Annotated in this window: 18 protein-coding genes; 7 read left to right on the top strand and 11 right to left on the bottom strand. The window is 65.0% G+C overall.

Translation table 11 applies throughout. The features are described 5' to 3' along the window. Positions 1 to 3: 3 nt before the first annotated feature. Both RBA41_RS10160 and RBA41_RS10155 read right to left on the bottom strand, forming a co-directional pair. Positions 4 to 1,344, bottom strand: coding sequence for a hemolysin family protein (locus RBA41_RS10160; protein ID WP_306623511.1), 1,341 nt, complete (start codon positions 1,342 to 1,344; stop codon positions 4 to 6). A gap of 58 nt (positions 1,345 to 1,402) precedes the next feature. Then, positions 1,403 to 2,311 (bottom strand): LysR family transcriptional regulator, encoded by a 909-nt coding sequence (locus RBA41_RS10155; protein ID WP_306623510.1) that lies wholly within the window; start codon positions 2,309 to 2,311, stop codon positions 1,403 to 1,405. 105 nt (positions 2,312 to 2,416) lie between these two features. Between RBA41_RS10155 and RBA41_RS10150 the strand changes: the two genes are divergently transcribed. The 5 genes from RBA41_RS10150 to RBA41_RS10130 all read left to right on the top strand — a co-directional run bounded on the left by RBA41_RS10150 (position 2,417) and on the right by RBA41_RS10130 (position 10,864). Continuing rightward, positions 2,417 to 3,451, top strand: coding sequence for a DUF475 domain-containing protein (locus RBA41_RS10150; RefSeq protein ID WP_306623509.1), 1,035 nt, complete (start codon positions 2,417 to 2,419; stop codon positions 3,449 to 3,451). Between the two features lie 107 nt (positions 3,452 to 3,558). After that, entirely contained in the window at positions 3,559 to 4,134 is a 576-nt protein-coding gene (locus RBA41_RS10145; protein ID WP_306623508.1) for a TerD family protein, read from the top strand. 55 nt (positions 4,135 to 4,189) lie between these two features. Then, positions 4,190 to 4,885, top strand: a complete 696-nt coding sequence (locus tag RBA41_RS10140) for a TIGR00266 family protein (RefSeq protein ID WP_306623507.1) — start codon at positions 4,190 to 4,192, stop codon at positions 4,883 to 4,885. A 17-nt stretch (positions 4,886 to 4,902) separates the two neighbouring features. After that, positions 4,903 to 5,484 carry a TerD family protein gene (locus tag RBA41_RS10135; RefSeq protein WP_306623506.1) on the top strand — a complete coding sequence of 194 codons (582 nt, stop codon included), beginning with the start codon at positions 4,903 to 4,905 and terminating at the stop codon, positions 5,482 to 5,484. A 232-nt stretch (positions 5,485 to 5,716) separates the two neighbouring features. After that, complete coding sequence (locus RBA41_RS10130) at positions 5,717 to 10,864, top strand: RecQ family ATP-dependent DNA helicase (RefSeq protein ID WP_306623505.1); 5,148 nt, start codon at positions 5,717 to 5,719, stop codon at positions 10,862 to 10,864. Between the two features lie 46 nt (positions 10,865 to 10,910). Here RBA41_RS10130 and ggt read toward each other — a convergent pair whose 3' ends face one another. From ggt to rpoH, 5 genes are all read right to left on the bottom strand, one after another. Continuing rightward, a complete protein-coding gene (gene ggt, locus RBA41_RS10125) occupies positions 10,911 to 12,659 on the bottom strand; it encodes a gamma-glutamyltransferase (protein ID WP_306623504.1) in 1,749 nt (582 codons plus the stop codon). Between the two features lie 6 nt (positions 12,660 to 12,665). Continuing rightward, a complete protein-coding gene (locus tag RBA41_RS10120) occupies positions 12,666 to 13,091 on the bottom strand; it encodes a hypothetical protein (protein ID WP_306623503.1) in 426 nt (141 codons plus the stop codon). Positions 13,092 to 13,233: 142 nt separating this feature from the next. Further along, positions 13,234 to 13,968, bottom strand: a complete 735-nt coding sequence (locus tag RBA41_RS10115) for a PEP-CTERM sorting domain-containing protein (protein WP_306623502.1) — start codon at positions 13,966 to 13,968, stop codon at positions 13,234 to 13,236. Positions 13,969 to 14,148: 180 nt separating this feature from the next. Beyond that, complete coding sequence (locus RBA41_RS10110) at positions 14,149 to 14,643, bottom strand: PEP-CTERM sorting domain-containing protein (protein WP_306623501.1); 495 nt, start codon at positions 14,641 to 14,643, stop codon at positions 14,149 to 14,151. Positions 14,644 to 14,888: 245 nt separating this feature from the next. Continuing rightward, positions 14,889 to 15,788 carry an RNA polymerase sigma factor RpoH gene (gene rpoH / locus RBA41_RS10105; RefSeq protein WP_054266431.1) on the bottom strand — a complete coding sequence of 300 codons (900 nt, stop codon included), beginning with the start codon at positions 15,786 to 15,788 and terminating at the stop codon, positions 14,889 to 14,891. Positions 15,789 to 16,242: 454 nt separating this feature from the next. On the opposite strand from rpoH, the gene RBA41_RS10100 reads away from it, so the two are divergent. Both RBA41_RS10100 and RBA41_RS10095 read left to right on the top strand, forming a co-directional pair. Further along, on the top strand, positions 16,243 to 16,392 hold the full coding sequence (locus RBA41_RS10100; protein ID WP_306623500.1) for a hypothetical protein: 150 nt from the start codon (positions 16,243 to 16,245) through the stop codon (positions 16,390 to 16,392). Positions 16,393 to 16,514: 122 nt separating this feature from the next. After that, entirely contained in the window at positions 16,515 to 17,534 is a 1,020-nt protein-coding gene (locus RBA41_RS10095; protein ID WP_306623499.1) for an Rpn family recombination-promoting nuclease/putative transposase, read from the top strand. A gap of 87 nt (positions 17,535 to 17,621) precedes the next feature. On the opposite strand, the gene ftsX is transcribed toward RBA41_RS10095, so the two are convergent. From ftsX to RBA41_RS10075, 4 genes are all read right to left on the bottom strand, one after another. After that, complete coding sequence (gene ftsX, locus RBA41_RS10090) at positions 17,622 to 18,542, bottom strand: permease-like cell division protein FtsX (RefSeq protein ID WP_306623498.1); 921 nt, start codon at positions 18,540 to 18,542, stop codon at positions 17,622 to 17,624. Next, positions 18,539 to 19,213, bottom strand: a complete 675-nt coding sequence (locus tag RBA41_RS10085; RefSeq protein ID WP_306623497.1) for a cell division ATP-binding protein FtsE — start codon at positions 19,211 to 19,213, stop codon at positions 18,539 to 18,541. The genes ftsX and RBA41_RS10085 overlap by 4 nt, the downstream gene beginning before the upstream one ends. Before the next feature lie 6 nt (positions 19,214 to 19,219). Further along, complete coding sequence (gene ftsY / locus RBA41_RS10080; RefSeq protein ID WP_306623496.1) at positions 19,220 to 20,371, bottom strand: signal recognition particle-docking protein FtsY; 1,152 nt, start codon at positions 20,369 to 20,371, stop codon at positions 19,220 to 19,222. 134 nt (positions 20,372 to 20,505) lie between these two features. Then, a complete protein-coding gene (locus tag RBA41_RS10075; protein WP_306623495.1) occupies positions 20,506 to 21,447 on the bottom strand; it encodes a MerR family transcriptional regulator in 942 nt (313 codons plus the stop codon). Between the last annotated feature and the right edge of the window lie 244 nt (positions 21,448 to 21,691).

Genomic DNA, 21,691 nt, shown 5'->3' with positions numbered 1-21,691 from the left:
TGCCTAGTCCTGCTCGTCGGTGTCGATGGTGCGCTCGATCTGCGGGATCACCTTGATGAGCACGATGCGCGGACCGTTCATCTTCTTGACCACGATGTCGAAGTGCGGGAATTCGATCCGCTGGCCCTGCTTGGGAATGTCGCCCAGCTTGACCATCAGCAAACCACCCACCGATTCCACTTCATCCAGTCCCAAGGTCTCGTTATCGATATCGATGCCGAGAATGCGTTCGAGCGAGAAGATCGGCAGGCTGGCCTTGCCGATCAGGGTGCCGTCCGGCTGGCGCAGCCAATCGTTTTCGTTGAGGCGGAATTCGTCACGGATTTCCCCGACCATGGCGCCGAGCAGGTTGTCGAGCGTGATGAAGCCGACCGGGCGCTTGCCCTTTTCACCGATCAGCGCAAAGTGCGGCGCACCGTCGCGGAAACGGCGGAACATTTGCTGCGCCGGGGTGCGCGCCGACATCGTCTCGACCGGGCGCAGGAACTGGTTCAGGTCCTTGATCGGACGCCCGGCTTGCTGGGCGAAAAACAAATCCTTCAGGTGAATCACGCCGAGCACGTCTTCGCCATTGGCATCGAAGTAGGGATAGCGGCTGAAACGGTTCCTCACCACGGTCTGCAAATTGTCTTCGAGCGACTTGCTGGCGTGCAGGGCGATGACTTCATTGATCGGACGCATCAGGTCGGCCACCGACAGCTGGCTGAAGTCGAGCGACTGGGCCAGGATGTGGCGCTCGTCGCGGGTGAACTTTTCGCCGGGCTGGCTGGTGCGCAGGATCAGCTTGAGTTCATCGGTGGAATAGTGCGCGTCATGCCCGCCCGGACCGGACAGGCCCGCCAGGCGCAGCACCATGTTGGCGCTGCCGTTGAGCACGTAAATGGCGGGGTACATCGACCAGTAGAACACGTACAGCGCCGGCGCGGTCCACAGGCCGACCACTTCCGGATTGCGGATCGCCAGCGATTTCGGGGCCAGCTCACCGACCACGATGTGCAGGAAGGAAATCACGCTGAAGGCGACCACGAACGATACCGTATGGATAATTTTCTCGGAGTCGATGCCGATCATGCCGAATACGGGTTCGAGGATGCTGGCAAAGGCCGGTTCGCCCACCCAGCCCAGGCCCAGCGAGGCGAGCGTGATGCCCAGCTGGCAGGCCGACAGGTAGGCATCGAGCTGGCCGTGGACCTTGCCCAGCAGGCGCCCGCGCAGGCCCTGGCTCTTGGCGATGGCGCGCACGCGGGTTTTTCGGAGCGTGACGATGCCGAATTCGGCCGCCACGAAAAAGCCATTGAGCACGACCAGGAACAGGGCGAGCAGGACCAGTAAGGCATTTTGCATAGAGAGTGGTGTTAGTTTTTCGCTTGGCCACAGGGGACCGGGATGGACATTGTACCGTTCATGGCGTGCTGAACACACCCTGATGCACGGCCGAGAGGATCGCTTCGACCGCCGGATGCTTGATTTTACGTTCGTTCGAGATGGCGTAGACGTGCTCGCGCACCTGCGGCACGTGGCCGGCCAGCACCGCCCCGAACTGGTCGGCCAGGTCGGTGGCCAGGGCCGCCGGCGCGAAAAACAGGCCGGCGCCGCGCCGTCCGAAGGTGTTGAGCAAGGCGTTGTCCTCGAATTCGCCCACCACGTCGGGGCGCACATTGTGCAGCTCGAACCATTCGTCGATGCGTCCGCGCAAGGCGTTGTTGCGGGTCGGCAGCAGGAATGGCGCGCCGTTCAGGCTGCCCGGAAAGCCGTCGGAGTAGGCCCCGGCCAGGGCCGGCGTGCCGACCACGATGGTGTCGCTCTCGAACAGCATGTGGCTAAATACGCGCAGGGTGGTGCCCGAGCGTACCGCGCGGTCGGTCAGCACCACGTCCAGCTTGTGCAGGGCCAGGTCGGCCAGCAGGGCCTCGAACTGGTCTTCGTAGCACACCAGGCGCACCGGCGTGGCCAGGTGCAGGGTCGCCTCGAGCAGGCGGAAAGCGGTCAGCTTGGGCAGGGAATCGGAAATGCCGACGGTGAGCCGGGTGCGTCCGCTGTCGGCTTCGCCCAATGCTTCCTGCAACTGTTCGCCCAGCAGGAAGATCTGGTCGGCATAGGCCAGCGCCAGGCGCCCGGCCTCGGTCAGCTGCAGGCCGCGGCCCTGCTGCATGAACAGGGCCTTGCCGATCGATTGCTCGAGCTGGGTGAGCTGGGTGCTGATGGTCTGGATCGCCAGTCCCAGGCGCTCGGCGGCGCGCGTGACGCCGCCTTCCTTGGCCACCACCCAGAAGTAGTACAGGTGGCGAAAATTCATTCCAGTATTTTTCATGCTTCGGTTTTTCAGAAGTAATAGTCAGATTATCTCCTATTTTTAAAAGTGTTGCTTAGGGATACACTGCATGCATCAAAATAACAGTAGAGGGAAACCCCGCTTATGAAGCATTTCAGAATTTCATTCCTCGTCACCTTCGTCTGCCTTGCGGTAGCCGGATGGTGGGGCTACCAGAACCACGGGGTGAGCGGCATGTTCACGGCGCTGGGCGTGGCGGCCATCCTGGGCATCATGGAAGTGTCGCTGTCGTTCGATAACGCGGTCGTGAACGCCTCCGTGCTCAAGACCTGGGACGATTACTGGCAAAAGCTGTTCCTCGGCGTCGGTATCATCATCGCCGTGTTCGGTATGCGCTTGCTGTTCCCGCTGGTCATCGTGGCGCAAGCTGCCGACCTGGGCATCATCGAAGTGTGGAACCTGGCGCTGTCCGATCCCAAGGCCTACTCGGCGCACCTGACCGCCCACCATGCGGAAGTGGCGGCCTTCGGCGGTATGTTCCTGTTGCTGGTATTCCTGAACTTCCTGCTCGACGATGAAAAAGAAACGCACTGGCTCGGTAGCCTGGAAGAAAAGCTCGGTTCGCTCGGTAAAGTCGGCTCGATCTCGGTGATGATCGCCCTGGGTACCTTGATGGCCAGCATGACGATGGTCGCCGAAGCGCAAAAGATGGTCGTGCTGATGGCCGGTCTGTGGGGGATCTTGATTTACGTGGGTGTGGATACGATCAGCAGCCTGCTGGAAAGCGAAGACCAAGGCAGCAATGTCGGCGACATGGTCAAGCGCGGCGGTATCGGTGGCTTCCTGTACCTGGAAGTGCTCGATGCATCGTTCTCCTTCGACGGCGTGATCGGCGCGTTTGCGATCACCACCGACGTCGTGATCATCATGCTGGGCCTGGCAATCGGCGCGATGTTCGTGCGTTCGATGACGGTGTTCCTGGTCAAGAAGGGCACGCTCGACGAATTCGTCTACCTGGAGCATGGCGCACACTATGCGATCGGTATCCTGGCGCTGATCATGTTGGCAAGCATGAAGTTCCATGTGCCTGAAATCTTTACCGGCCTGATCGGTGTGGCCTTCATCGTTGCCTCGCTGTGGTCGTCGGTGCGTCACAAGAAACTGGAGCTGGCGGCGTAATCATCCTGCTCAGCCCAGCGTAATACAAACGCGGCAGACTGAGGAACACCAGTTTGCCGCGTCATTCACCCGGTGTTCATTGTCTTACTAACTTTTGGAGAATCAAAATGCCAGTCAGCTTGCAAAAAGGCGGTAACGTCAACCTGAGTAAAGAAGCCCCCGGCCTGACGAAAATGATCGTCGGCCTCGGCTGGGACACCCGCGCCACCGACGGCAGCGCGTTCGACCTGGACGGCGCGGTCTTCCTGCTGACCGCCAGCGGCAAGGTCCGTTCCGACGCCGACTTCATCTTCTACAACAACCTGAAATCGGCCGACGGCTCGATCACCCACTCGGGCGACAACACCACCGGCGCCGGCGACGGCGACGATGAAAGCGTCACCATCGACCTGGCCAACGTGCCGGCCGATATCGACAAGGTGGTGCTGGCCGTGACGATTCACGATGCCGAGACACGCCGCCAGAATTTCGGTATGGTGTCGAAAGCGTTCGTCCGCTGCATCAACGCCGCCGGCAACGCCGAAATCGCCCGCTACGACCTGTCGGAAGACGGCTCGACCGAAGCGGCCATGATCTTCGGCGAAGTCTACCGCGCTGGCGCGGACTGGAAATTCCGCGCCATCGGCCAGGGTTTCCAGGGTGGCCTGGGCCCCCTCGCAACGAGCTACGGCGTCAACGTTTAAGGTGTTTTGCGGCCCGCGCGCTAGTGCCGGCGCGGGCCGCCAATAAGGAGCACACATGCCAGTTTTTACAGTCACAGGCGATATCGACCCTTTCCTGCACGTGTCCATGACGCGCGGCGAGACGATTTACTGCGAATCGGGCGCGATGGTCATGATGGAGGCCGCGCTCGACCTCAAGGGCAAGATGCAGGGCGGCATCGGCAGCGCGCTGATGCGGCGCTTCGCCAACGGCGAATCGTTCTTCCAGCAGCACATCGAAGCGGTGCGCGGCGATGGCGACTGCCTGCTCTCGCCGACCCTGCCGGGCGCGATGCAGATCATCGAGGTCGGCCAGCGCCAGTACCTGCTCAGCGACGGCGCCTTTGTCGCCGCCAGCGCCAAGGTCGAGCTCAAGGTGCGCACGCAAAGCCTCGGCAATGCGCTGTTCGCCGACAGCGGCGGCTTTTTCGTCACCGAGACCAGCGGCACCGGCCAGCTGATCGTGTCCGGCTTCGGCGCCCTCAATGAGCTGGTGGTCGAGCAGGGCAAGGACATCACGATCGACAACTCGCACGTGGTCGCCTGGGACAGCAGCCTGCACTACACGCCGTCTATCACGACTGGCAACAGTGGCGGCTTTTTAGGCAATCTGATCAACAGCCAGACCAGCGGAGAGGGCATCGTGCTACGCTTCTCCGGCAATGGCAAAGTTTATATTTGTTCGCGCAACCGTGCCTCGTTCCAAGCCTGGGCGGCAGGCAGCGCGCGCTAAACACAAGGAGTCATACCATGTCAGTCAATCTGCAAAAAGGCCAGAAAATTTCTCTGGATAAAGAAGCCGGCAGCACCCTGACCCGCATCACCATGGGTCTGGGATGGGATGCCATCAAGACCAAGGGCTTGTTCGGCTTCGGCGGCAAGAGCCAGTCGGTCGACCTCGACGCATCGTGCCTGCTGTTCGACGAGAGCAACCGGGCGATCGATGCGGTCTGGTTCCGCCAGCTCAAGAGCAAGGATGGCAGCATCGTGCACACGGGCGACAACCGCACCGGCGCCGGCGACGGCGACGACGAGCAGATCCTGGTCGACCTGACCCAGGTCCCGGCCAGCGTCAAGTCGCTGGTGTTTACCGTAAACAGCTTCACGGGCCAGAATTTCTCGCAGGTCGAAAACGCCTACTGCCGCATCATCAACGGGGCCGACCAGAAGGAAGTGGCGCGCTTCAATTTGTCCGTGCAGGGCGACCACACGGCCCAGATCATGGCCAAGCTGTACCGTCACAACGGCGAGTGGAAAATGCACGCGATCGGCGAAAACGGCAGCGGCCGTACCTTCGACGAACTGATGCCGAAGATCACCCCGCACCTGTAAGCCTGTCAGCCGGCGCGCCGGCCGGGCCTAGCCTGGCCGGGCCGGGCCTGACCCGGCATGGCGCTTTGCGCGGCCAGCGCCCCGCACCATTCCCCGTTTCCATGCGATGCGGGTTTTTGGCGCGGGGCGCTTCTTTTTTGTGCGTTGGTCAAGGGCGCGCTGCTAGAATCGCACTCGGAACAGCCAGCGAGGACCGACCCGCGGTGCGCCACTCTTCATTGCAAAGCGTTGTATGACCCTTGACCTCACCTGCGTGCCCGCGCAGCCGGATCCGCCATCAGCGGGCATCGCGCCACGCTGCCTGTCGGTCGACCTGGAAGTGGGCCTCAAGGATGGCCGCATTCACCAGTTCGCCGCCGTGCGCGGCGATACCGGTGCCGCCTTCGTCTTCACCGAAGGCAACTTTCACGCGGCGCTGGCGCAACTCGACGACTTCGCCGACCCGGTGGCCTTCCTGCTCGGCCACAACCTGATCAAATTCGACGCCATCCACCTGGCCGCTGCCGCGCCGCACCTGCGCCTGCTCAAGCTGCCGATGGTCGACACGCTGCGTCTCAATCCGCTCGCCTTTCCGCGCCATCCGTACCACCACCTGGTCAAGCACTACAAGGAGGGCCAGCTGCGGCGCGGCAGCCTGAACGACCCCGAACACGATGCGCGCCTGACGCTGCAGCTGTTCGCCGACCAGCTGGCCGCCTTGCGCGACATGCAGGACAGCGCGCCGGACCTTCTGCTGGCCTGGCACTGGCTCACCACCGGCGCCGATACCCTGTCCGGACTGAACTCGGTGTTCATGATGGTGAGGCGCGCCGCGCGCCCGGGCCAGGCCGAGGCCATCGCCGCCATCCTGCGCCGCCTCGATGGACAGGCTTGCGTGACCGAGGCGCGCGCCGTCGCCGCCGACGCGCCCGCGCTGGGCTGGGCGCTGGCGTATGCGCTGGCGTGGCTCTCGGTCGCCGGCGGCAGTTCGGTCATGCCGCCCTGGGTGCGCCACCAGTTTCCGCGGGCGGCGCAACTGGTGCGGCGCCTGCGCGACAGCGCCTGCGGCGCTGCGGATTGCACCTGGTGCGGCGAGCGCCACGACCCGCGCAAGGAACTCAAGCGCTGGTTCGGCTTCGATGCCTTCCGCCCCGAACCGTGCGACGGGCAGGGACGCCCGCTGCAGGAAGCGATTGTCGACGCGGCCATGCGCGGGCGTCACGTTCTCGGTATCCTCCCGACCGGTACCGGCAAGTCGCTGTGCTACCAGATCCCGGCCCTGTCGCGCTACGACAAGACCGGCGCGCTGACGGTCGTCATCTCGCCGCTGGTGGCGCTAATGGCCGACCAGGTAAGCGGGATGGAAGCGCGTGGTATCGGCTGCGCGGTGGCGATCAACGGCCTGCTCTCGATTCCGGAGCGGGCCGCCGCCCTGGACCGGGTGCGCCTGGGCGAGGCCGGCATGGTCATCGTCTCGCCCGAACAGCTGCGCAGCCGCGCCTTGCGGCGTGTGCTGGAGCAGCGCGAGATCGGCGCCTGGGTGCTCGATGAAGCACATTGCATCTCGAAATGGGGCCACGATTTCCGTCCCGACTACCGCTACGTGGGCCGTTTCATCCGCGAGCGCGCCGGCGCCGGCGACATTGCCCCGGTGCTGTGCCTGACCGCGACCGCCAAGCCGGATGTGGTGGCCGACATGCTGGCGCACTTCCGCGACAAGGTCGGCATCGACCTGACCGTGCTCGATGGCGGCGCCAGGCGGGTCAACCTGTCGTTTTCGGTAGTGCCGACCACCCCGGCCGAAAAATTCGCGCACATTCATCAGTTGCTGGAAGCCGAACTGCCCGCGCACGCGCCCGGCGGCGCGATCGTCTACTGCGCCACCAAAAAGCAGACCGAGGAAATCGCCGCTTTCCTGCGCCAGAAAGACGTGAGCGCTGGTCACTTCCATGCGGGCCTGCGTGGCATGGTCAAGAAAGACACCCAGCACGCCTTCATCGCCGGTGAGCTCAAGGTGATCGTCGCCACGAACGCCTTCGGTATGGGGATCGACAAGCCGGACGTGCGCCTGGTGATCCATGCCGACATTCCCGGCTCGCTCGAAAACTATCTGCAGGAAGCCGGGCGCGCCGGGCGCGATTGCGGCGCCGCCCGCTGCGTGCTGCTCTACACGGTGGAGGATGTGGAGCGCCAGTTTGCCATGTCGGCGCGTTCGCGCCTGTCGCAGCAGGATATCCAGGTGGTGCTCAAGGCGATCAAGCGCCTGGAGCGCAAGAAACACGGCGACGCCGACATCATCGCCACGGCCGGCGAAATCCTGACCGAAGACGCCGCCGGCGACTTCGCGCGCGACTCCACCACCGACGACACCCGCGTGCGCACCGCCATCGCCTGGCTGGAAGAAGCCCGGCTGCTCACGCGCGAGGAAAACCAGGTGCAGATATTCCCGTCCTCGCTACGTGTGGCCACCCTCGAAGAAGCTGAAAAAAAGCTGGCCGGGTACCCGCTCTTCAAGGAAAAACGCGACGCCTTGCTGGCGCTGGTGGACGCCCTGATCGGCGCCGATGCCGATCAAGGCATCTCCACCGACGAATTGATGAACGCCTCCGGCCTGTCGGCCGAAAAGGTGCGCGCCGCGCTGTATGAGCTGGAACAGTACAAGATCGCCAGCAACGACACGGCGCTGACCGCCTTCGTTCACGTGGCCGTGGAGATGTCGTCGAAACGCTTGCTCGAACAAGCCTGCGCACTCGAGGTGGCGCTGCTCGACGCCATGCGCGAAGGCGCGCCCGACCTGGCCAAGGGCGGCACCTCGGTGCTGCACCTGCGCCACGCCAGCCAGCGCCTGAAAGACGCCGGCCTGGCGCATGCCTTGCCCGACAAGCTGCTGCGCATCGTGCGCAGCATCGCCAACGACGGCCATGGCGACGATGGCGTGGGCAGCTTCAGCGTGCGCCAGCTCGACGCCGAGAGCGTGCAGGTCACCTTGCAGCGCAGCTGGAACCTCATCGCCGGCACCGCCGCCCTGCGGCGCGACGGCGCCGCCAAGCTGCTCGGGCACCTGGTCGCCAGCCTGCCGGCCAGCGCGCGCGGCAACGACCAGCTGGCCAGTACCACCCTCGGCCAGCTGCTCGCGGCGATCGAGGGTGACCTGGAACTGGCGGGCCGGGTGAAATCCTGTCCCAGGCTGGTCGACCGCGCCCTGCTGTGGCTTCACGAGCAGGGCGTGATCCGCCTGAACAAGGGGATGGCCGTGTTTCGCCCCGCCATGACGATCCGCCTGGCGCCCGAGCGGCGCGGCTTCTACAAGGCCGACTTCGCGCCGCTGGAACTGCACTACAGCGAACAGGTGGTGCAGATTCACGTGATGGCCGAATACGTGCAGCGCGGCTTGCAAAAGATGGCGGACGCGCTGCAGCTGGCGATGGATTACTTCAGCATGGAGCGCGACCAGTTCATCGCGCAATGGCTGCCCGCGCGCGAGAAGGAACTGGAGCGCCAGACCACGCCGGCCTCGTGGCGCGCGATTGTCGAAAGCCTCGGCAACAGCGCCCAGCAGCGCATCGTGGCCGACGACCGCGAACGCACCAATGTGCTGGCGCTGGCCGGTCCCGGATCGGGCAAGACGCGCGTGCTGGTGCACCGCATCGCTTATCTGGTGCGGGTGCGGCGCGAAAATCCGCGCGCGATCCTGGTACTGACCTATAACCGCCACGCCGCGGTCGACATCCGGCGCCGCCTCGCCGCCCTGATCGGGCGCGACGCCGGCGGCGTGATCGTGCTGACCTGCCACGCGCTGGCGATGCGGCTCGCCGGCATCAGCTTCGACAAGCGCCTTGGCGCCGACGAGGAGCTGCTCAAGCAAGTCATTCCGCAGGCGGTGGCCTTGTTGAACGGGACCGGCCTCGCGCCGCAGGAAGCGGACGAACAGCGCGACCGCCTCCTCGGCGCCTTCCGCTGGATCTTGGTCGACGAGTACCAGGACATCGGGCCGGACCAATACGCGCTCATTTCGGCGCTGGCGGGGCGCAACAGCGCCGACGAGGATGCGCGGCTGAGCCTGCTAGCGGTCGGCGACGACGACCAGAATATCTACGCCTTCAACGGCGCCTCGGTCGACTTCATCCGCCGCTTCGAACAGGACTACAGCGCCAGAGCGGCGTTCCTGACCGAGAATTACCGCTCGACACGGCACATCATCGACGCCTCCAACCTGGTGATCGCAGCGGCCAGCTGCCGCATGAAAGGCGCGCACCCGATCAGCATCGACCGCGCGCGCGCCAAGCTTGACGCGGGTGGCGCGTGGCAGGAGCGCGACCCGGTCGGCCGGGGCCGCGTGCAGATCATCGACGCCGGCGCCGACGATGCCAGCCAGGCGCTGGCCATCATGGCCGAGCTGCGCCGCCTGGCCGCGCTGGACCCGGGCTGGGACTGGGCGAGCGTGGCGGTCATCGCGCGCGAGTGGAAAACCCTGGAGCCGGTGCGCACCTTCTGCATGCTGCATGCCATCCCGGTGCAATTGGCCAATGAAGAAACCGCGCAGTTCTGGCGCCTGCGCGAAACCCAGGCGCTGGTGCGCTCGCTGCGCGGGGACGAGGCAGCCCTGGTCGACACGGCCGCCATCGAGGCCTGGCTCGACGCCCGGGCGCCCGGCACCTGGATCAATCTCCTGCGCCAGGCGGTGCAGGAGTATGCGCTGGAGACCGGCGGCGCCGAACTGCCGGTGGCGCACTTCATCGAATGGCTGGCCGAATGGGGCCGCGAAGCGCGCCGGCGCCAGACCGGTTTGCTGCTGCTGACGGCGCACCGCGCCAAGGGGCTCGAGTTCGACCACGTCGCCGTGGCCGACGGCCACTGGGACAGCTTCGGTCCCGGCGAAGACGCCGATGCGCCGCGCCGCCTGTACTACGTAGCCATGACGCGGGCGGCCAGGACGCTGGTCCTGGCGCGCTTTGCGCCCGCGCGCGGCCGGCCGGCCAGCCTGCTCGATCAACTGCCCGACGCGCCATGCCTGCTGCGCCGGGCGCCGCTGGCGATGGACGCCAGCCGGGGCGCCTTGCGGCGGCGCTATCTGCAGCTCACGCTGCAAGATGTCGACATCGGCTTCGCCGGCCGGATGGCGCAGGGCGATCCCGTCCACCGCGCCATTGCCGCGCTGCGCATCGACGACCCGCTGCAGCTGCGCCTTGGCAAAACCAGGTGGGAACTGGTCACGCCCGCTGGCGTGGTGGTGGGGCAACTGGCCAGGGCGTTCAAACCGCCAGCCAATCTGCGCTGGATCGCGGGCCGCGTGGCGGCCATCCTGGTGCGTCAGGCGCAAGACGGCGACCCCGAGTTCCGCCACCTGGCCCGTTGCGGCGAGTGGGAAGTGGTGCTGCCCGAACTGGTCTTCGACGTTTGATGCCGGGCTCAAGCCGAGCGCCGCCGCGGCATCGGCGGCATGCTCTTCAGTTGGCGCTTTTCTGCACCAGCGCGCTGCCCACGCCGTGGCGCTTGCCTTCGCTCACCGCCGTCACGGTGCCGTCGGCATTGAACACGATGGCGTTCGCCGCGCCGATTTCTTCCGGTTTGGCGCGCCACTTGTAGCCGAGTTTTTCCAGGGCCAGCGCCTGCGCGCTGCCGGCGAAGCCCGGCTCGGCGTCGGTGGCCGCATCGTTGCGCTGGCTCAGGCGCGGGGCATTGATGGCCTTGTCCATCGGCATGCCGAAGTCGACGTGGTTGACGATGGTTTGCAGCACCGTGGTGATGATGGTCGCGCCGCCCGGGCTGCCGACCGTGAAGGCCGGCTTGCCGCCTTTGAGCACGATCGTCGGCGCCATGCTGCTGCGCGGGCGCTTGCCGGCCTCGGGCACGTTCGGGTGCGGGCCGCTGAAATCGAAATCGGTCATTTCGTTATTGAGCAAAAAGCCGTAGCCCGGCACCACGATGCCGCTGCCGCCCCATGATTCGATGGTGAAGGTGTAGGCCACCACATTGCCGTCCTTGTCGGAGACGGTCAGGTGCGTGGTGTGGGCGTTGTCGGCCAGCAGGCGCGCAGCCTGCGGACGCTGCGGCACGCTGGGGTCGTTCTGGAACGGATACGGGTCGCCCGCCAGCACCTTCGGTCCGGCGCGCTCGGCATTCATCTGGGTGCGCCGGCGCGCCGCGTAATCCTTGCTGAGCAGGCCGGCCACCGGTGCGTCGACATATTCGGGATCGGCCAGGTAGGCGTTGCGGTCGGCAAAGGCCAGGCGGCTCGCTTCCATGTACAGGTGCTCGGCGCTGGCGCGCGGCAGGCTCTTGAGGTTGTGGCCTTCGAGCAGGTTGAGCGCTTCGCCGATGGCGATGCCGCCGCTGCTCGGCAGGGGCATGCCGTACACCTCGTAGCCGCGGTAGGTGGTTTTCACCGGCTGGCGGATGCGCGCTTCGTAGTTGGCCAGGTCGGCCAGGGTGATGGCGCCGGCGCGCACGCGCACGCCGGCGGCCACCGGCGGCTTGCCCACCGCCTCGACGATGGCGCGCGCGATCGGGCCCTGGTAAAAGGCTCTCTGGCCCTGGGCGCCGATTTCGCGGTAGGCCTTGGCCATGCCCGGATTTTTCAGCACGCTGCCGACCGCCAGCGGCTTGCCGTTTTTCAGGAACAGGGCGCTGCTGCTGCTGAAAAGCTGGAACTTTTTCTGGTTCTCGGCGCTCATGCGGTGGAAATTTTCGCTCACCTCGAAGCCCTTGGTGGCCACGCCGATGGCCGGCGCGAGCACTTGTTTGAACGACATGGTGCCGTAGCGGCTGAGCGCTTCGTGCCAGCCGCGCACGGTGCCGGGCACGCCGACCGAGGCGCCGCTGGCGAGCGTGGCGCCGAAGTCGCTGTCCTTGCCGTTTTCCTGGAATACCGTGGGCGTGACGCTGGCCGGCGCTGTTTCGCGGTGATCGACCGTGATCACGCGCTTGTCCCTGGCCAGGTAGATCATCATGAAGCCGCCGCCGCCGATGCCGCAGCTGTAGGGATCGGTCACGCCCAGGGTGGCGGCCGCGGCGACGGCGGCGTCGATCGCATTGCCGCCCTTGTCGAGGATGGCCATGGCCGACTGCGACGCCTGTTCGCTGATGGTGGCGACGGCGCCGCCGGTGCCGCTTGCCACCGGGGTCCTGGCCTGGCCCAGGGGAATGATGAGGACGATGGAACAGGCGAGGGCGAGGCGGCGGGCGGCGTGAGTCATGTCGTCTTATCGGCTTTCGGGGGCAGGTTGGCTGATGGTCAGGGTCACCGCTTGCGGCGGGCCCGGCGGCACATTGGTTGGCAGCGGGGCCGGCGGGTCGGTGGCCAGGGCGATGACCAGATTGGGCTGCTGCGTCGATGTGTAGGCCGGCGCGGCCGGTTCGAGCGCAAAAGGCTCGGCCCCGAGCGGAAAGATCAGGGTGAAGTGGTAGACAATCTTGCCGGCGGTGATGCAGCGCACGTCGGGCGGACAGCGGCTGTCGTCGATGCGGTCGAAGCGCAGGGTGGCGTCGGGCGCCACGGTGGTGCTGGTCTGCGGCAGCAAGGAAATGGTGCCGTCGTATTTTCGGTGCATCGATGTTTCCTTCATTGGCGCGGCGGTGCACCCGGTAAACACCCAGGCGGCGGCGAACGCGAAAATCAGCTTGATCATGATGGGCTCCTCATTAGTGGGAAAGCCGATCATAGATCATATCAATTTCGCCACTGTGTGGCCGCGCAATTGACGAGCCGGCGCGCTGGGGCACCGTGCATGCCCGTCGGCAAAGGAAGGGCCGGCCTGGCCGCCCCGGCAATTATGCTTGCGCCACGCTGTCCTGCAGGCGGCGGCGGGTGCGGCGGGTCAGGCCGATCACGGCCAGGCCGAGCGCCAGCATGGCGTAGGTTTCCGGTTCCGGCACGGCGGTGGTGTAGACGGTCAGGGTCGGGTTGAGCACGCTCAGGCCAGCCCACGAATCCTGGCGGTGGACGACGCCATCGGGCGTGGTCCAGACCGCCGGGGAGGCGAACATGGTCATGCTGCTGTTCAATGACATGGTGAGCATGTCCCTGAGCGTCAGGTTGGCGGCGCTGAACACGAAGGATTCGTTGCCGTTGAGCTTGTTGACGCTGCGGGAGTGGCTGCCGTTCCAGTCGTTCGCGCCGCTGGCGAACAGGCTGACCGAAGCACGGTTGCTGGCCGTCCCGGCGCCTGCCAGGCCGTCCGGCGGCACGGCGGTGTCGAGGGTGCCGACGAAGGTGCCCGAGAAGGAATAGCCGGTGACCTGATAGCCGGAACGCACGGCAAACGTCATGTCGGCGGAGTAAGCGTTGCCGTCGGCATCGCTGGTAGTGCCGGCCATGCTGCTGGCAAAATCGCTGAAACGGATCGTGGTCGCGCCGTCCACGTCGGATACGAGCACGTCGGCCACGGCCGAATCAGGGTTGGTGAAAGTGAAGCCGGTTGCCTCGATCACGGTCGGCGCGGCCGATGCCGTGGCGGACACAAAAGCCAGCGCGGCGGCGCTCATCTGCAATTTAAACAAGTTCATTGGTCCCATTCCTTTTCATGTCACGTCGACGAACGCCGCAACGGCGCTTCCAGGCTTGCCATCATAATCGAGGGAAAGCCGAAGATCATAGAACAACATTGTAAGAAATGTATTGGGAGCGATACTGTGCGGGAACAGCAACGCCGGCCGCCAGCCGCGGGGGACGGCGGCCGGGCCGGTTTATGTGTCGAGGCTGTCCTGCAGGCGCTTGCGGGTGCCGCGCGTGAGGACGATGACGGCCACGCCGACGGCGAGCATGACATAGGTTTCCGGTTCCGGGACCGACTGCGAGGCCACGCTCGGCCGCGCATTGGCGGCGCCGAAGCTGCTGCGCGCTTGCTTGGCATAGCTGGCGCGCACTTCCGGGTAGCTGTGGCGCGCGTCCGATCCGCCCCATGACGCCACATTGCCGTTGGCATAGGCGCTGATGGCGCCGCCCAGGTCGACATCGCCGAGCAGCGCGTCGGCGGGACGCAGGTGCATGGCGCGCCCGACGTCGCCCAGGCCGAGCTGGCCGAGAACGCGGTTGTCGGCCAGCTCGATGCCGGCGTGGTACGCGGTTCGTTTGCTGACGTTATTCAGGGTGGGGGACTCGATCAGGGCCGGCGCGGCGCCGGCCAGGCCGGGCGCCAGCAGCAGGGCGGCCAGGCTTCGCGTCCATGTTAAGTATTTCATTTGCAGACTACCTATTCATGTTTAGCTGTGAAAAAGGCGGTGACGGCGCGCGGGGCAGCGCTCGGGGCCCATGTTGTTGCCGCGCTCAGACACCGGCACGGTATGCATGATACGTCAAACTCGCATTATAAATATGTAATCAAGTGTATTGACTTGTACAAGCTTGACGATGTGTACCGACGAAAAAAATGCCGCCTAGTCTACACCAGGCGGCATCGGCGCGGGGGCGCCAGGCGTGCGCGGGCTCAGATATAAGCCGACAACGCGCCTTTCATTTTCTTCAGGGCAGCGCTTTCGATCTGGCGAATGCGCTCGGCGGAGACGCCGAATTCGTCCGCCAGCGCGTGCAGGGTGGCACCGGAACCGTCGTCGTTGGCCAGCCAGCGCGCTTCGACAATGCGGCGCGAACGGGCGTCGAGCTTGCCCAGCGCCGTTTCCAGCCCTTCGGATTGCAATCGCGTGACCTGTTCGGCTTCGAGCACCTTGGTCGGCTCGGACAGGTCCGACGACAGGTAGGCGATCGGCGAGAACTTGTCATCTTCGTCGTCGGTCGGCGCTTCGAGCGCGATGTCGCGGCCCGACAGGCGCGTTTCCATCTCGATCACTTCTTCGCGCTTGACGTCGAGCAGCTTGGCCAGCGCATCGATCTGGGTCGGGGTCATGGCGTCCAGGCCCTGCTTGTTGCTGCGCAGGTTGAAGAACAGCTTGCGCTGGGCCTTGGTCGTGGCGACCTTGACCAGGCGCCAGTTCTTCAGGATGTACTCATGCATTTCGGCCTTGATCCAGTGCATGGCGTACGACACGAGGCGCACGCCCTGGTCCGGATCGAAACGCTTGACCGCCTTCATCAGGCCGATATTGCCTTCTTGAATCAAATCGGCGTGCGGCAGGCCGTAGCCGAGGTAGCCGCGCGCGATCGACACCACCAGCCGCAGGTGCGACAGCACCAGCTCCTGCGCGGCGGCGAGATCGTTATTCTTTTGCAGGCGCTGTGCCAGGGAAATCTCTTCCTCGTGGGTCAGCATCGGCAGGCGGTTCACCGCCGAGATATAGGCGTCGATATTGCCCAGATTGCCGGTGAAACCGAGTCCTAAAGCACGATTGCCGGTCGGAACCAATGCGGATTGTGCGGACAACGTCATCATGTATTTCCTCGTAGAGTGTCTGTGCTGCATCATCAAATGCCCGGGCCGGATGCGGGTCCGGGGCGGCTGTTGCGGTCTGATGCCAGCGGTGGCTTCGGGGATTCCCCGCCATGCAAGACCCTATATTAGCACTCTCTCGTGTTGAGTGCCAATGCCGAGAATTTATGGCAGTGATAGCGAAATGTTATTACTTCAAGGCAACCATAAATTTGCAGATTTCACTCTAGTGGAGGCTACTATTTGAGCCTTGATACAGATCAAATTTGCGGTGCGCCGGATCGCCATGCGTTTGCACCGGCGCAGTATTTGCGTCCGGTCCCAGTGTCGCCGATCATGGCGGCCGCCTCTGTTCGTTTACACACGCAATGCGCTCGTAAAAAGTCAGGGCCGCGTATGGATAAAATGCAATCTTTTCGTTAAAACATCATCTCTCTCTCCGCTGTCGAAAGGCAGCATGAATCCCATCATCATGGCTGGCGGCGAGAATGACAACTATCTGTATGGCGGGGCCGCGCCGGAAGCGGTGAACGGAAAGGGCGGCATTGACGTTCTGTCCGGACAACGACACGCTCGACGGCGGCACCGGCACCGTTATCATGAGTAGTCGCTTACTCCGGCGGGACGGGAGGTTTATTGCGGAAACAGAGGCAAGGGAGCCGCTCAAGCGCCGGCGCGCGCGTCTGAGGCAGCGCAAAGGGTGGGCAGGGACGCTCGCTACAATGCGCCATGCCCGCCCTTCACGACCTCGGATACCGCTCGCTGTTCGCCCACCCGGAACTGGTGCGCGAACTGATCACGGATTTTACTTCCTTCAAGCTGCTCGACGAGGTCGCGCTGTCGGCGTTCGAACGGGTCAATCCGGCGTATGTGAGCGAGCACCTGTCGGCGCGCCAGGATGACATTGTCTGGCGCGTGCGGGTCGGCCAGCAGTTTTTGTACGTGTACATCCTGCTCGAATGCCAATCCGGCGTGGACCGCTGGATGGCATTGCGCATGCAAACCTACATTGGTTTACTGTACCAGGACCTGGTCAAGCGCCACGAATTGTCCCCTGGCTTGCTGTTGCCGCCGGTGCTGCCGCTGGTGTTCTACAACGGCTCGCCGCACTGGAGCGCCAGCACGGAGCTGGCCGGGCTCCTCATGCAAGCGCCCGCCGAGCTGGCGGCATTCCAGCCAACCCAGCGCTACGTACTGATCGACCAGCAGCGCCTGGACAGGACGGCGCTGGAAGCGAATGCCAGCTTGCTGGCGCTGCTGTTCCGGCTTGAACTTTCACTCTTTCCCGATGTCTCAACGAAGGTCTTGCCTGCGCTGGCGACGTGGTTCAAGGAAGCGCCCCAGGCCAGCCTGCGGCGCTCGGTCCAGGTGTGGGTGAACGGTTTGCTGGCGCGCGCAACCGGCAATTCCGGATTGTTCATGGTTGATAGCGCGCAGGAGGATGCTGACATGGGAGACAAACTTGCAACTTGGGCCGAGCAGCTCGAGGAGATCGGCTTTCAAAAGGGATTCGCGTTGGCGGAGAAGGCCAAGGAAGACGGCAAGGCGGAAGGCAAGGCGGAAGGGCAAGTCATTGCCCTTCGCGGGATGCTGGGCAGCCTGTTGCGCAGCCGGTTCGGCGACTTGCCGGCGCCGGCAGCGCAGCGTATCGCCCGGGCCACTCAGGCAGAGCTTGAACAGTGGTTCGAGCGCAGTCTCAGTACGCCCAGCTTGCAGGCGGTGTTTGACGATGGCGCGGCATCCACTTAGTCCGGCCATGGCATGAGCGAGGCCGGCGGTCGCGCCGTGAGGCGCGTGATTCAGGCCAGGCAGATCCTCACTGGCGACATTTCCGCCCTAGCGCAGGCGCGCCAGGTGCCTGCGCACCGACAGCACCGCCCCGGCCAGGCCGAGCGCGGCGCTCACCGCCAGCAGCACGCCCATCGCCACCGGATTGAGCGGCGCCAGCTGGAAGGACGAGCCGTACAGGCGCGCGAACTCGCCGATGGCCGTATTGAGCGGCTGCAGCGACAAGGTCACCGCGCCCAGCGCCACGCCGCCGGCGCACAAGCCCAGCAGACCCCCGGTGTAATAGAAGGGACGGTGGATGAAGCCGTCGGTCGCGCCGATCAGTTTGCTCACGGCGATTTCGTCGCGCTGGGTCAGCACCTGCAGGCGGATCGTATTGAACACCACCGCAATGACCACCATGCCGAGGGTGACGGCCAGCAGCAGCAGGATCAGGCGCATCACGCGCAGCAGGGCGGCCAGGCGCTTGACCCAGGCCGAATCGACCTGCACCGCGTCCACGCCCGGCAGCACGCGCAGGCGCTCGGCGATGGCGTCGACGCTGCCCGCTTCGCTCACGCTGCGGAAACTGTCGAGCTTTAAGACATAACCGTCCGGCAGGGGATTTTCGCCCAGCGTGGTCAGGACATCGGCCAGGCCGTTCTTGCTTTTCAGGCTGTCGAGCGCCTGTTCGCGCGAGACGAACATGATGCGCGACTTGGGGTCGGCCAGGATCGCGCGGATGGCCGGTTCCAGCGCCTGCGCCTGCTCGCGCGTGGTCTCGGCCTTGGTGAAGACGCTGATTTCCGGCTCGACCGAGAGCTGCTCGGACATCGGCCGCACATTGTCGAGCAGGGTCAGGCCCGCGAACGGCAAGGTGAGCGCGATGGCGACCACGATCACATTGAACAGGAAGCTGAGCGGCGACTTGCCCAGCTGGCCGAGCGCCGAGCCGATGGCGAAACCGTGTTGGCGGAACCAGCGCTTCATGTGGCGTCTCCCGCCACGCTGCCCTGGTCGAGCCGGATCACGCGCGCGCTGCCCTGGCGCGCGGCGTCGTACAGCACCAGTTCGTCATGGGTGGCGATCAGGCAGGTCACGCCCACCGAATGAAAGGCGCGCAGGGCGTCGAGCACCTTGTCGGCGCTGGCGCGGTCCAGATTGGCGGTCGGTTCGTCGGCCAGGATGATCTGGGGCCGGTTGACGATGGCGCGGGCGATCGCCACGCGCTGCTGCTCGCCGCCCGACAGTTCGAGCGGCCGCGCCAGCGCGCGTGCTTCCAGCCCGACTTTTTCCAGCGCGGCGCGGGCCCGCAGTTCGGCCTCGGCCTTCGACGCGCCGGTGACCAGCAGGGGCAGCATGGTGTTGGCCAGGATCGAACGGTCGGTCAGCAGGCGCTGCTGCTGGAAAATCAGGCCGAGGTTGCGCCGCAGGTAGGGCAGGCTGGCGTTTTTCATGCGCCCGATATCCTGCTCGTTGACCAGCACGCTGCCCGAGGTGGGGCGCTCCATGGCCGCGATCATCTTCAGCAGGGTCGACTTGCCGGCGCCGGACGGACCGGCCAGGTAGACCAGCTCGCCGCGGGCGATGTTCAGGTTCACTTCGCGCAGGGCGGTGGCGTCGGCCGAGTAGGTTTTGGAGACACACCGGAATTCGATCATGGACGCTTATCCCAGCAACGCCTCGACGAATTCGTCGGCGCTGAACGGTTGCAGGTCTTCGATTTTTTCGCCGACCCCGATGAAATACACGGGAATCGGGCGCGTGCGGGCAATCGCGGCCAGCACGCCGCCCTTGGCGGTGCCGTCCAGCTTGGTGATCACGAGGCCGGTCAGCTGCAGCGCATCGTCGAAGGCCTTGACCTGGGCCAGGGCGTTCTGGCCGGTGTTGCCGTCGATGACCAGCAGCACTTCGTGCGGGGCGCCATCCATGCCCTTGCCGATCACGCGCTTGATCTTTTTCAATTCTTCCATCAGGTGCAGCTGGGTCGGCAGGCGGCCGGCCGTGTCGACCATGACCACGTCCATCTTGCGCGCCTTGCCGGACTGCACGGCGTCGAAGGCCACGGCGGCCGGGTCGCCCGATTCCTGGGCGATCACGGTGACGTTGTTGCGCTGGCCCCAGACCATCAATTGCTCGCGCGCGGCGGCGCGGAAGGTGTCGCCGGCGGCCAGCAGCACCGACTGCTCGTACTTCTGCATGTGCTTGGCGAGCTTGCCGATGGTGGTGGTCTTGCCGGCGCCGTTCACGCCCGCGATCATCATCACCAGCGGTTCGTGGCGGCCCAGTTCGAGCGGCTTGACGAGCGGGCGCAGCATGTCGGTCATGAGCACCTTGAGCGCGGCCTTGACGGCGGCCGCGTCGAGCAGCTTGTCTTCCTTTACCTTGCGGCGCAGCTCGGTGAGCAGGAAATCGGTGGCGTCCATGCCGGCGTCCGACATCAGCAGGGCCGCTTCCAGCTCTTCGTACAGGTCTTCGTCGATGCGCGCGCCCACGAACAGCAGGCTCAGGTTGTTCGAGGTTTTCGACAAGCCCGCTTTCAGGCGCGCCATCCAGGAGCTTTTGCTGTCGGCATCGTTGCCGAGGCGCTCGGCGGTTTCCGGAATCAGCTCGCTGCCGAAGGCGGGCAGCGGCGCCGGCGCGACGAAGGTCGAGGTGGTGCCGTAGCGGCGCGACGGCGCTGCGGCCGCAGGCAAGTCCGGCGCGGCCGCGGCTTGCACGATTGCTGCGGGCACGGCCGCTACCGGAGGAGGCGGAGCGCTCTGCGGTGGCGGCGGAAGATCGGGAGCGGGCGGTTTTTTCTTAAAAAAACTAAACATGGGAGTGTGGTGGAGGGCGCAGCATGCTGATGCCCGGCGGCGCCGGGCACGACGAAATCGATGCCGCGTATTTTACCAGAGCAGGGCCGGGTTTCCCCTGGCGGGCTGGCCGGCAGCGTCGATTGCTTGCCCGCCTAAGCGGTAAGCGCGCTGTTCCGGGCCCGCCAGCGCGCCACCGCCGCATCGATGTCGTGCAGGTCGAGCACGCGGTTGGGCCCGAGCTGGCGCCGGGCCAGCGCGGCGCAGCTGCCGCCGGCCCACACCTGCACGCTCGCGCCCAGCCGGTTTTGCAGCTCCACCACATTGTCGACCGCCGCGCGCGGCGACATCACGCTCGAAAACGAGAGCGCCACGATATCGGCGCGCTGCACCCGCGCCGCCTCGACGATATCGGCCAGCGGCGTCTGCACGCCGAGCGAGACGCAGTGCGCCCCTTCCAGCGCGAACAGCGCTTCAGCCATCAGCAGGCCCAGGCCGTGGCGTTCCTGGGGCACGGTGGTGAGCAGGATGCGCGGGGCGGCGTCGATCTGGCCGGTCTGCTGGTTGGCCGCGAAGATCGCGTTGCGCATCACGCTTTGCAGCAGTTCGGCGAACAGGTGTTCTTCAAAAATGGCCAGGCCGCCGGTGGCCCAGGTTTCGCCCACCAGCGTGGTCAGCGGCGCCACCAGTTCCAGCACGAAGCGGCGCAAGCCCAGTTGCAGCAGCGACTGGGCCATTTTCTGGCGCAGCTCGTGCATCTGGTGCGCCTTGATCATGACCAGGCACTGGCGCAGCACCGGATCGTCGGCGTCGGCCGCGATGGTGCCGGTGCCGGACTTGCTGGCCATGCTGCTCAGCTCTTCGGTGTCCAGATGCATGATCTTGCCGGGCCGGTAACCCATGTCCAGCAGGCGCTTGACCACCCGCAGGCGCGCCACCTGGTCGAGCGGATACAGGCGCTCGCCGTTGGCGTCGCGCTGCGGCTGCGGAAAGTTGTAGCGCCGTTCCCACACGCGCAGCGTTTCCTTGGGGATGCCGGTGTCCCGTTCCACGTCGCTGATGCTGCTGAAGACGGCAGTGGTCTGTGCTTGGCTCATTGTCGCATTCATCGTTTGTTCAGGACATCGTCCCGATTGTAAGTCGAAATAGTAAACAAAAAACTACTCTTTGTATCAGCTTGTTTTCGCTGGTCGCCGCCGGCGCCACATGATGCCATGCCTCTTGATATTCCTGCTTGGTAATAAATCGTGTTTCTTGAATCCAATTTCCTACCCACGACGTATAAATCAATGACAGTTCAGTTTGTCATGGACAAATCGTTGACATATTTCATTATTTCAC

It is taken from the genome of Massilia scottii (assembly GCF_030846495.1).
In the GTDB taxonomy this organism is placed as follows: domain Bacteria; phylum Pseudomonadota; class Gammaproteobacteria; order Burkholderiales; family Burkholderiaceae_D; genus Telluria_A; species Telluria_A violaceinigra.
Note: the sequence above shows the minus strand (reverse complement) of the source record. Positions and strands in the feature narration are given on the sequence as shown.

What these genes read in the sequence shown, in the direction of transcription:
- RBA41_RS10115 (WP_306623502.1), bottom strand. Translation starts at nt 13,968, where the DNA reads ATGAACTTGTTTAAATTGCAGATGAGCGCCGCCGCGCTGGCTTTTGTG.
- ftsY (WP_306623496.1), bottom strand. Translation starts at nt 20,371, where the DNA reads ATGTTTAGTTTTTTTAAGAAAAAACCGCCCGCTCCCGATCTTCCGCCG.
- RBA41_RS10140 (WP_306623507.1), top strand. Translation starts at nt 4,190, where the DNA reads ATGCCAGTTTTTACAGTCACAGGCGATATCGACCCTTTCCTGCACGTG.
- ftsX (WP_306623498.1), bottom strand. Translation starts at nt 18,542, where the DNA reads ATGAAGCGCTGGTTCCGCCAACACGGTTTCGCCATCGGCTCGGCGCTC.
- RBA41_RS10095 (WP_306623499.1), top strand. Translation starts at nt 16,515, where the DNA reads ATGCCCGCCCTTCACGACCTCGGATACCGCTCGCTGTTCGCCCACCCG.
- RBA41_RS10110 (WP_306623501.1), bottom strand. Translation starts at nt 14,643, where the DNA reads ATGAAATACTTAACATGGACGCGAAGCCTGGCCGCCCTGCTGCTGGCG.
- RBA41_RS10135 (WP_306623506.1), top strand. Translation starts at nt 4,903, where the DNA reads ATGTCAGTCAATCTGCAAAAAGGCCAGAAAATTTCTCTGGATAAAGAA.
- RBA41_RS10085 (WP_306623497.1), bottom strand. Translation starts at nt 19,213, where the DNA reads ATGATCGAATTCCGGTGTGTCTCCAAAACCTACTCGGCCGACGCCACC.
- RBA41_RS10100 (WP_306623500.1), top strand. Translation starts at nt 16,243, where the DNA reads ATGAATCCCATCATCATGGCTGGCGGCGAGAATGACAACTATCTGTAT.
- RBA41_RS10145 (WP_306623508.1), top strand. Translation starts at nt 3,559, where the DNA reads ATGCCAGTCAGCTTGCAAAAAGGCGGTAACGTCAACCTGAGTAAAGAA.
- RBA41_RS10150 (WP_306623509.1), top strand. Translation starts at nt 2,417, where the DNA reads ATGAAGCATTTCAGAATTTCATTCCTCGTCACCTTCGTCTGCCTTGCG.
- RBA41_RS10075 (WP_306623495.1), bottom strand. Translation starts at nt 21,447, where the DNA reads ATGAGCCAAGCACAGACCACTGCCGTCTTCAGCAGCATCAGCGACGTG.
- RBA41_RS10160 (WP_306623511.1), bottom strand. Translation starts at nt 1,344, where the DNA reads ATGCAAAATGCCTTACTGGTCCTGCTCGCCCTGTTCCTGGTCGTGCTC.
- RBA41_RS10120 (WP_306623503.1), bottom strand. Translation starts at nt 13,091, where the DNA reads ATGATCAAGCTGATTTTCGCGTTCGCCGCCGCCTGGGTGTTTACCGGG.
- rpoH (WP_054266431.1), bottom strand. Translation starts at nt 15,788, where the DNA reads ATGATGACGTTGTCCGCACAATCCGCATTGGTTCCGACCGGCAATCGT.
- ggt (WP_306623504.1), bottom strand. Translation starts at nt 12,659, where the DNA reads ATGACTCACGCCGCCCGCCGCCTCGCCCTCGCCTGTTCCATCGTCCTC.
- RBA41_RS10130 (WP_306623505.1), top strand. Translation starts at nt 5,717, where the DNA reads ATGACCCTTGACCTCACCTGCGTGCCCGCGCAGCCGGATCCGCCATCA.
- RBA41_RS10155 (WP_306623510.1), bottom strand. Translation starts at nt 2,311, where the DNA reads ATGAAAAATACTGGAATGAATTTTCGCCACCTGTACTACTTCTGGGTG.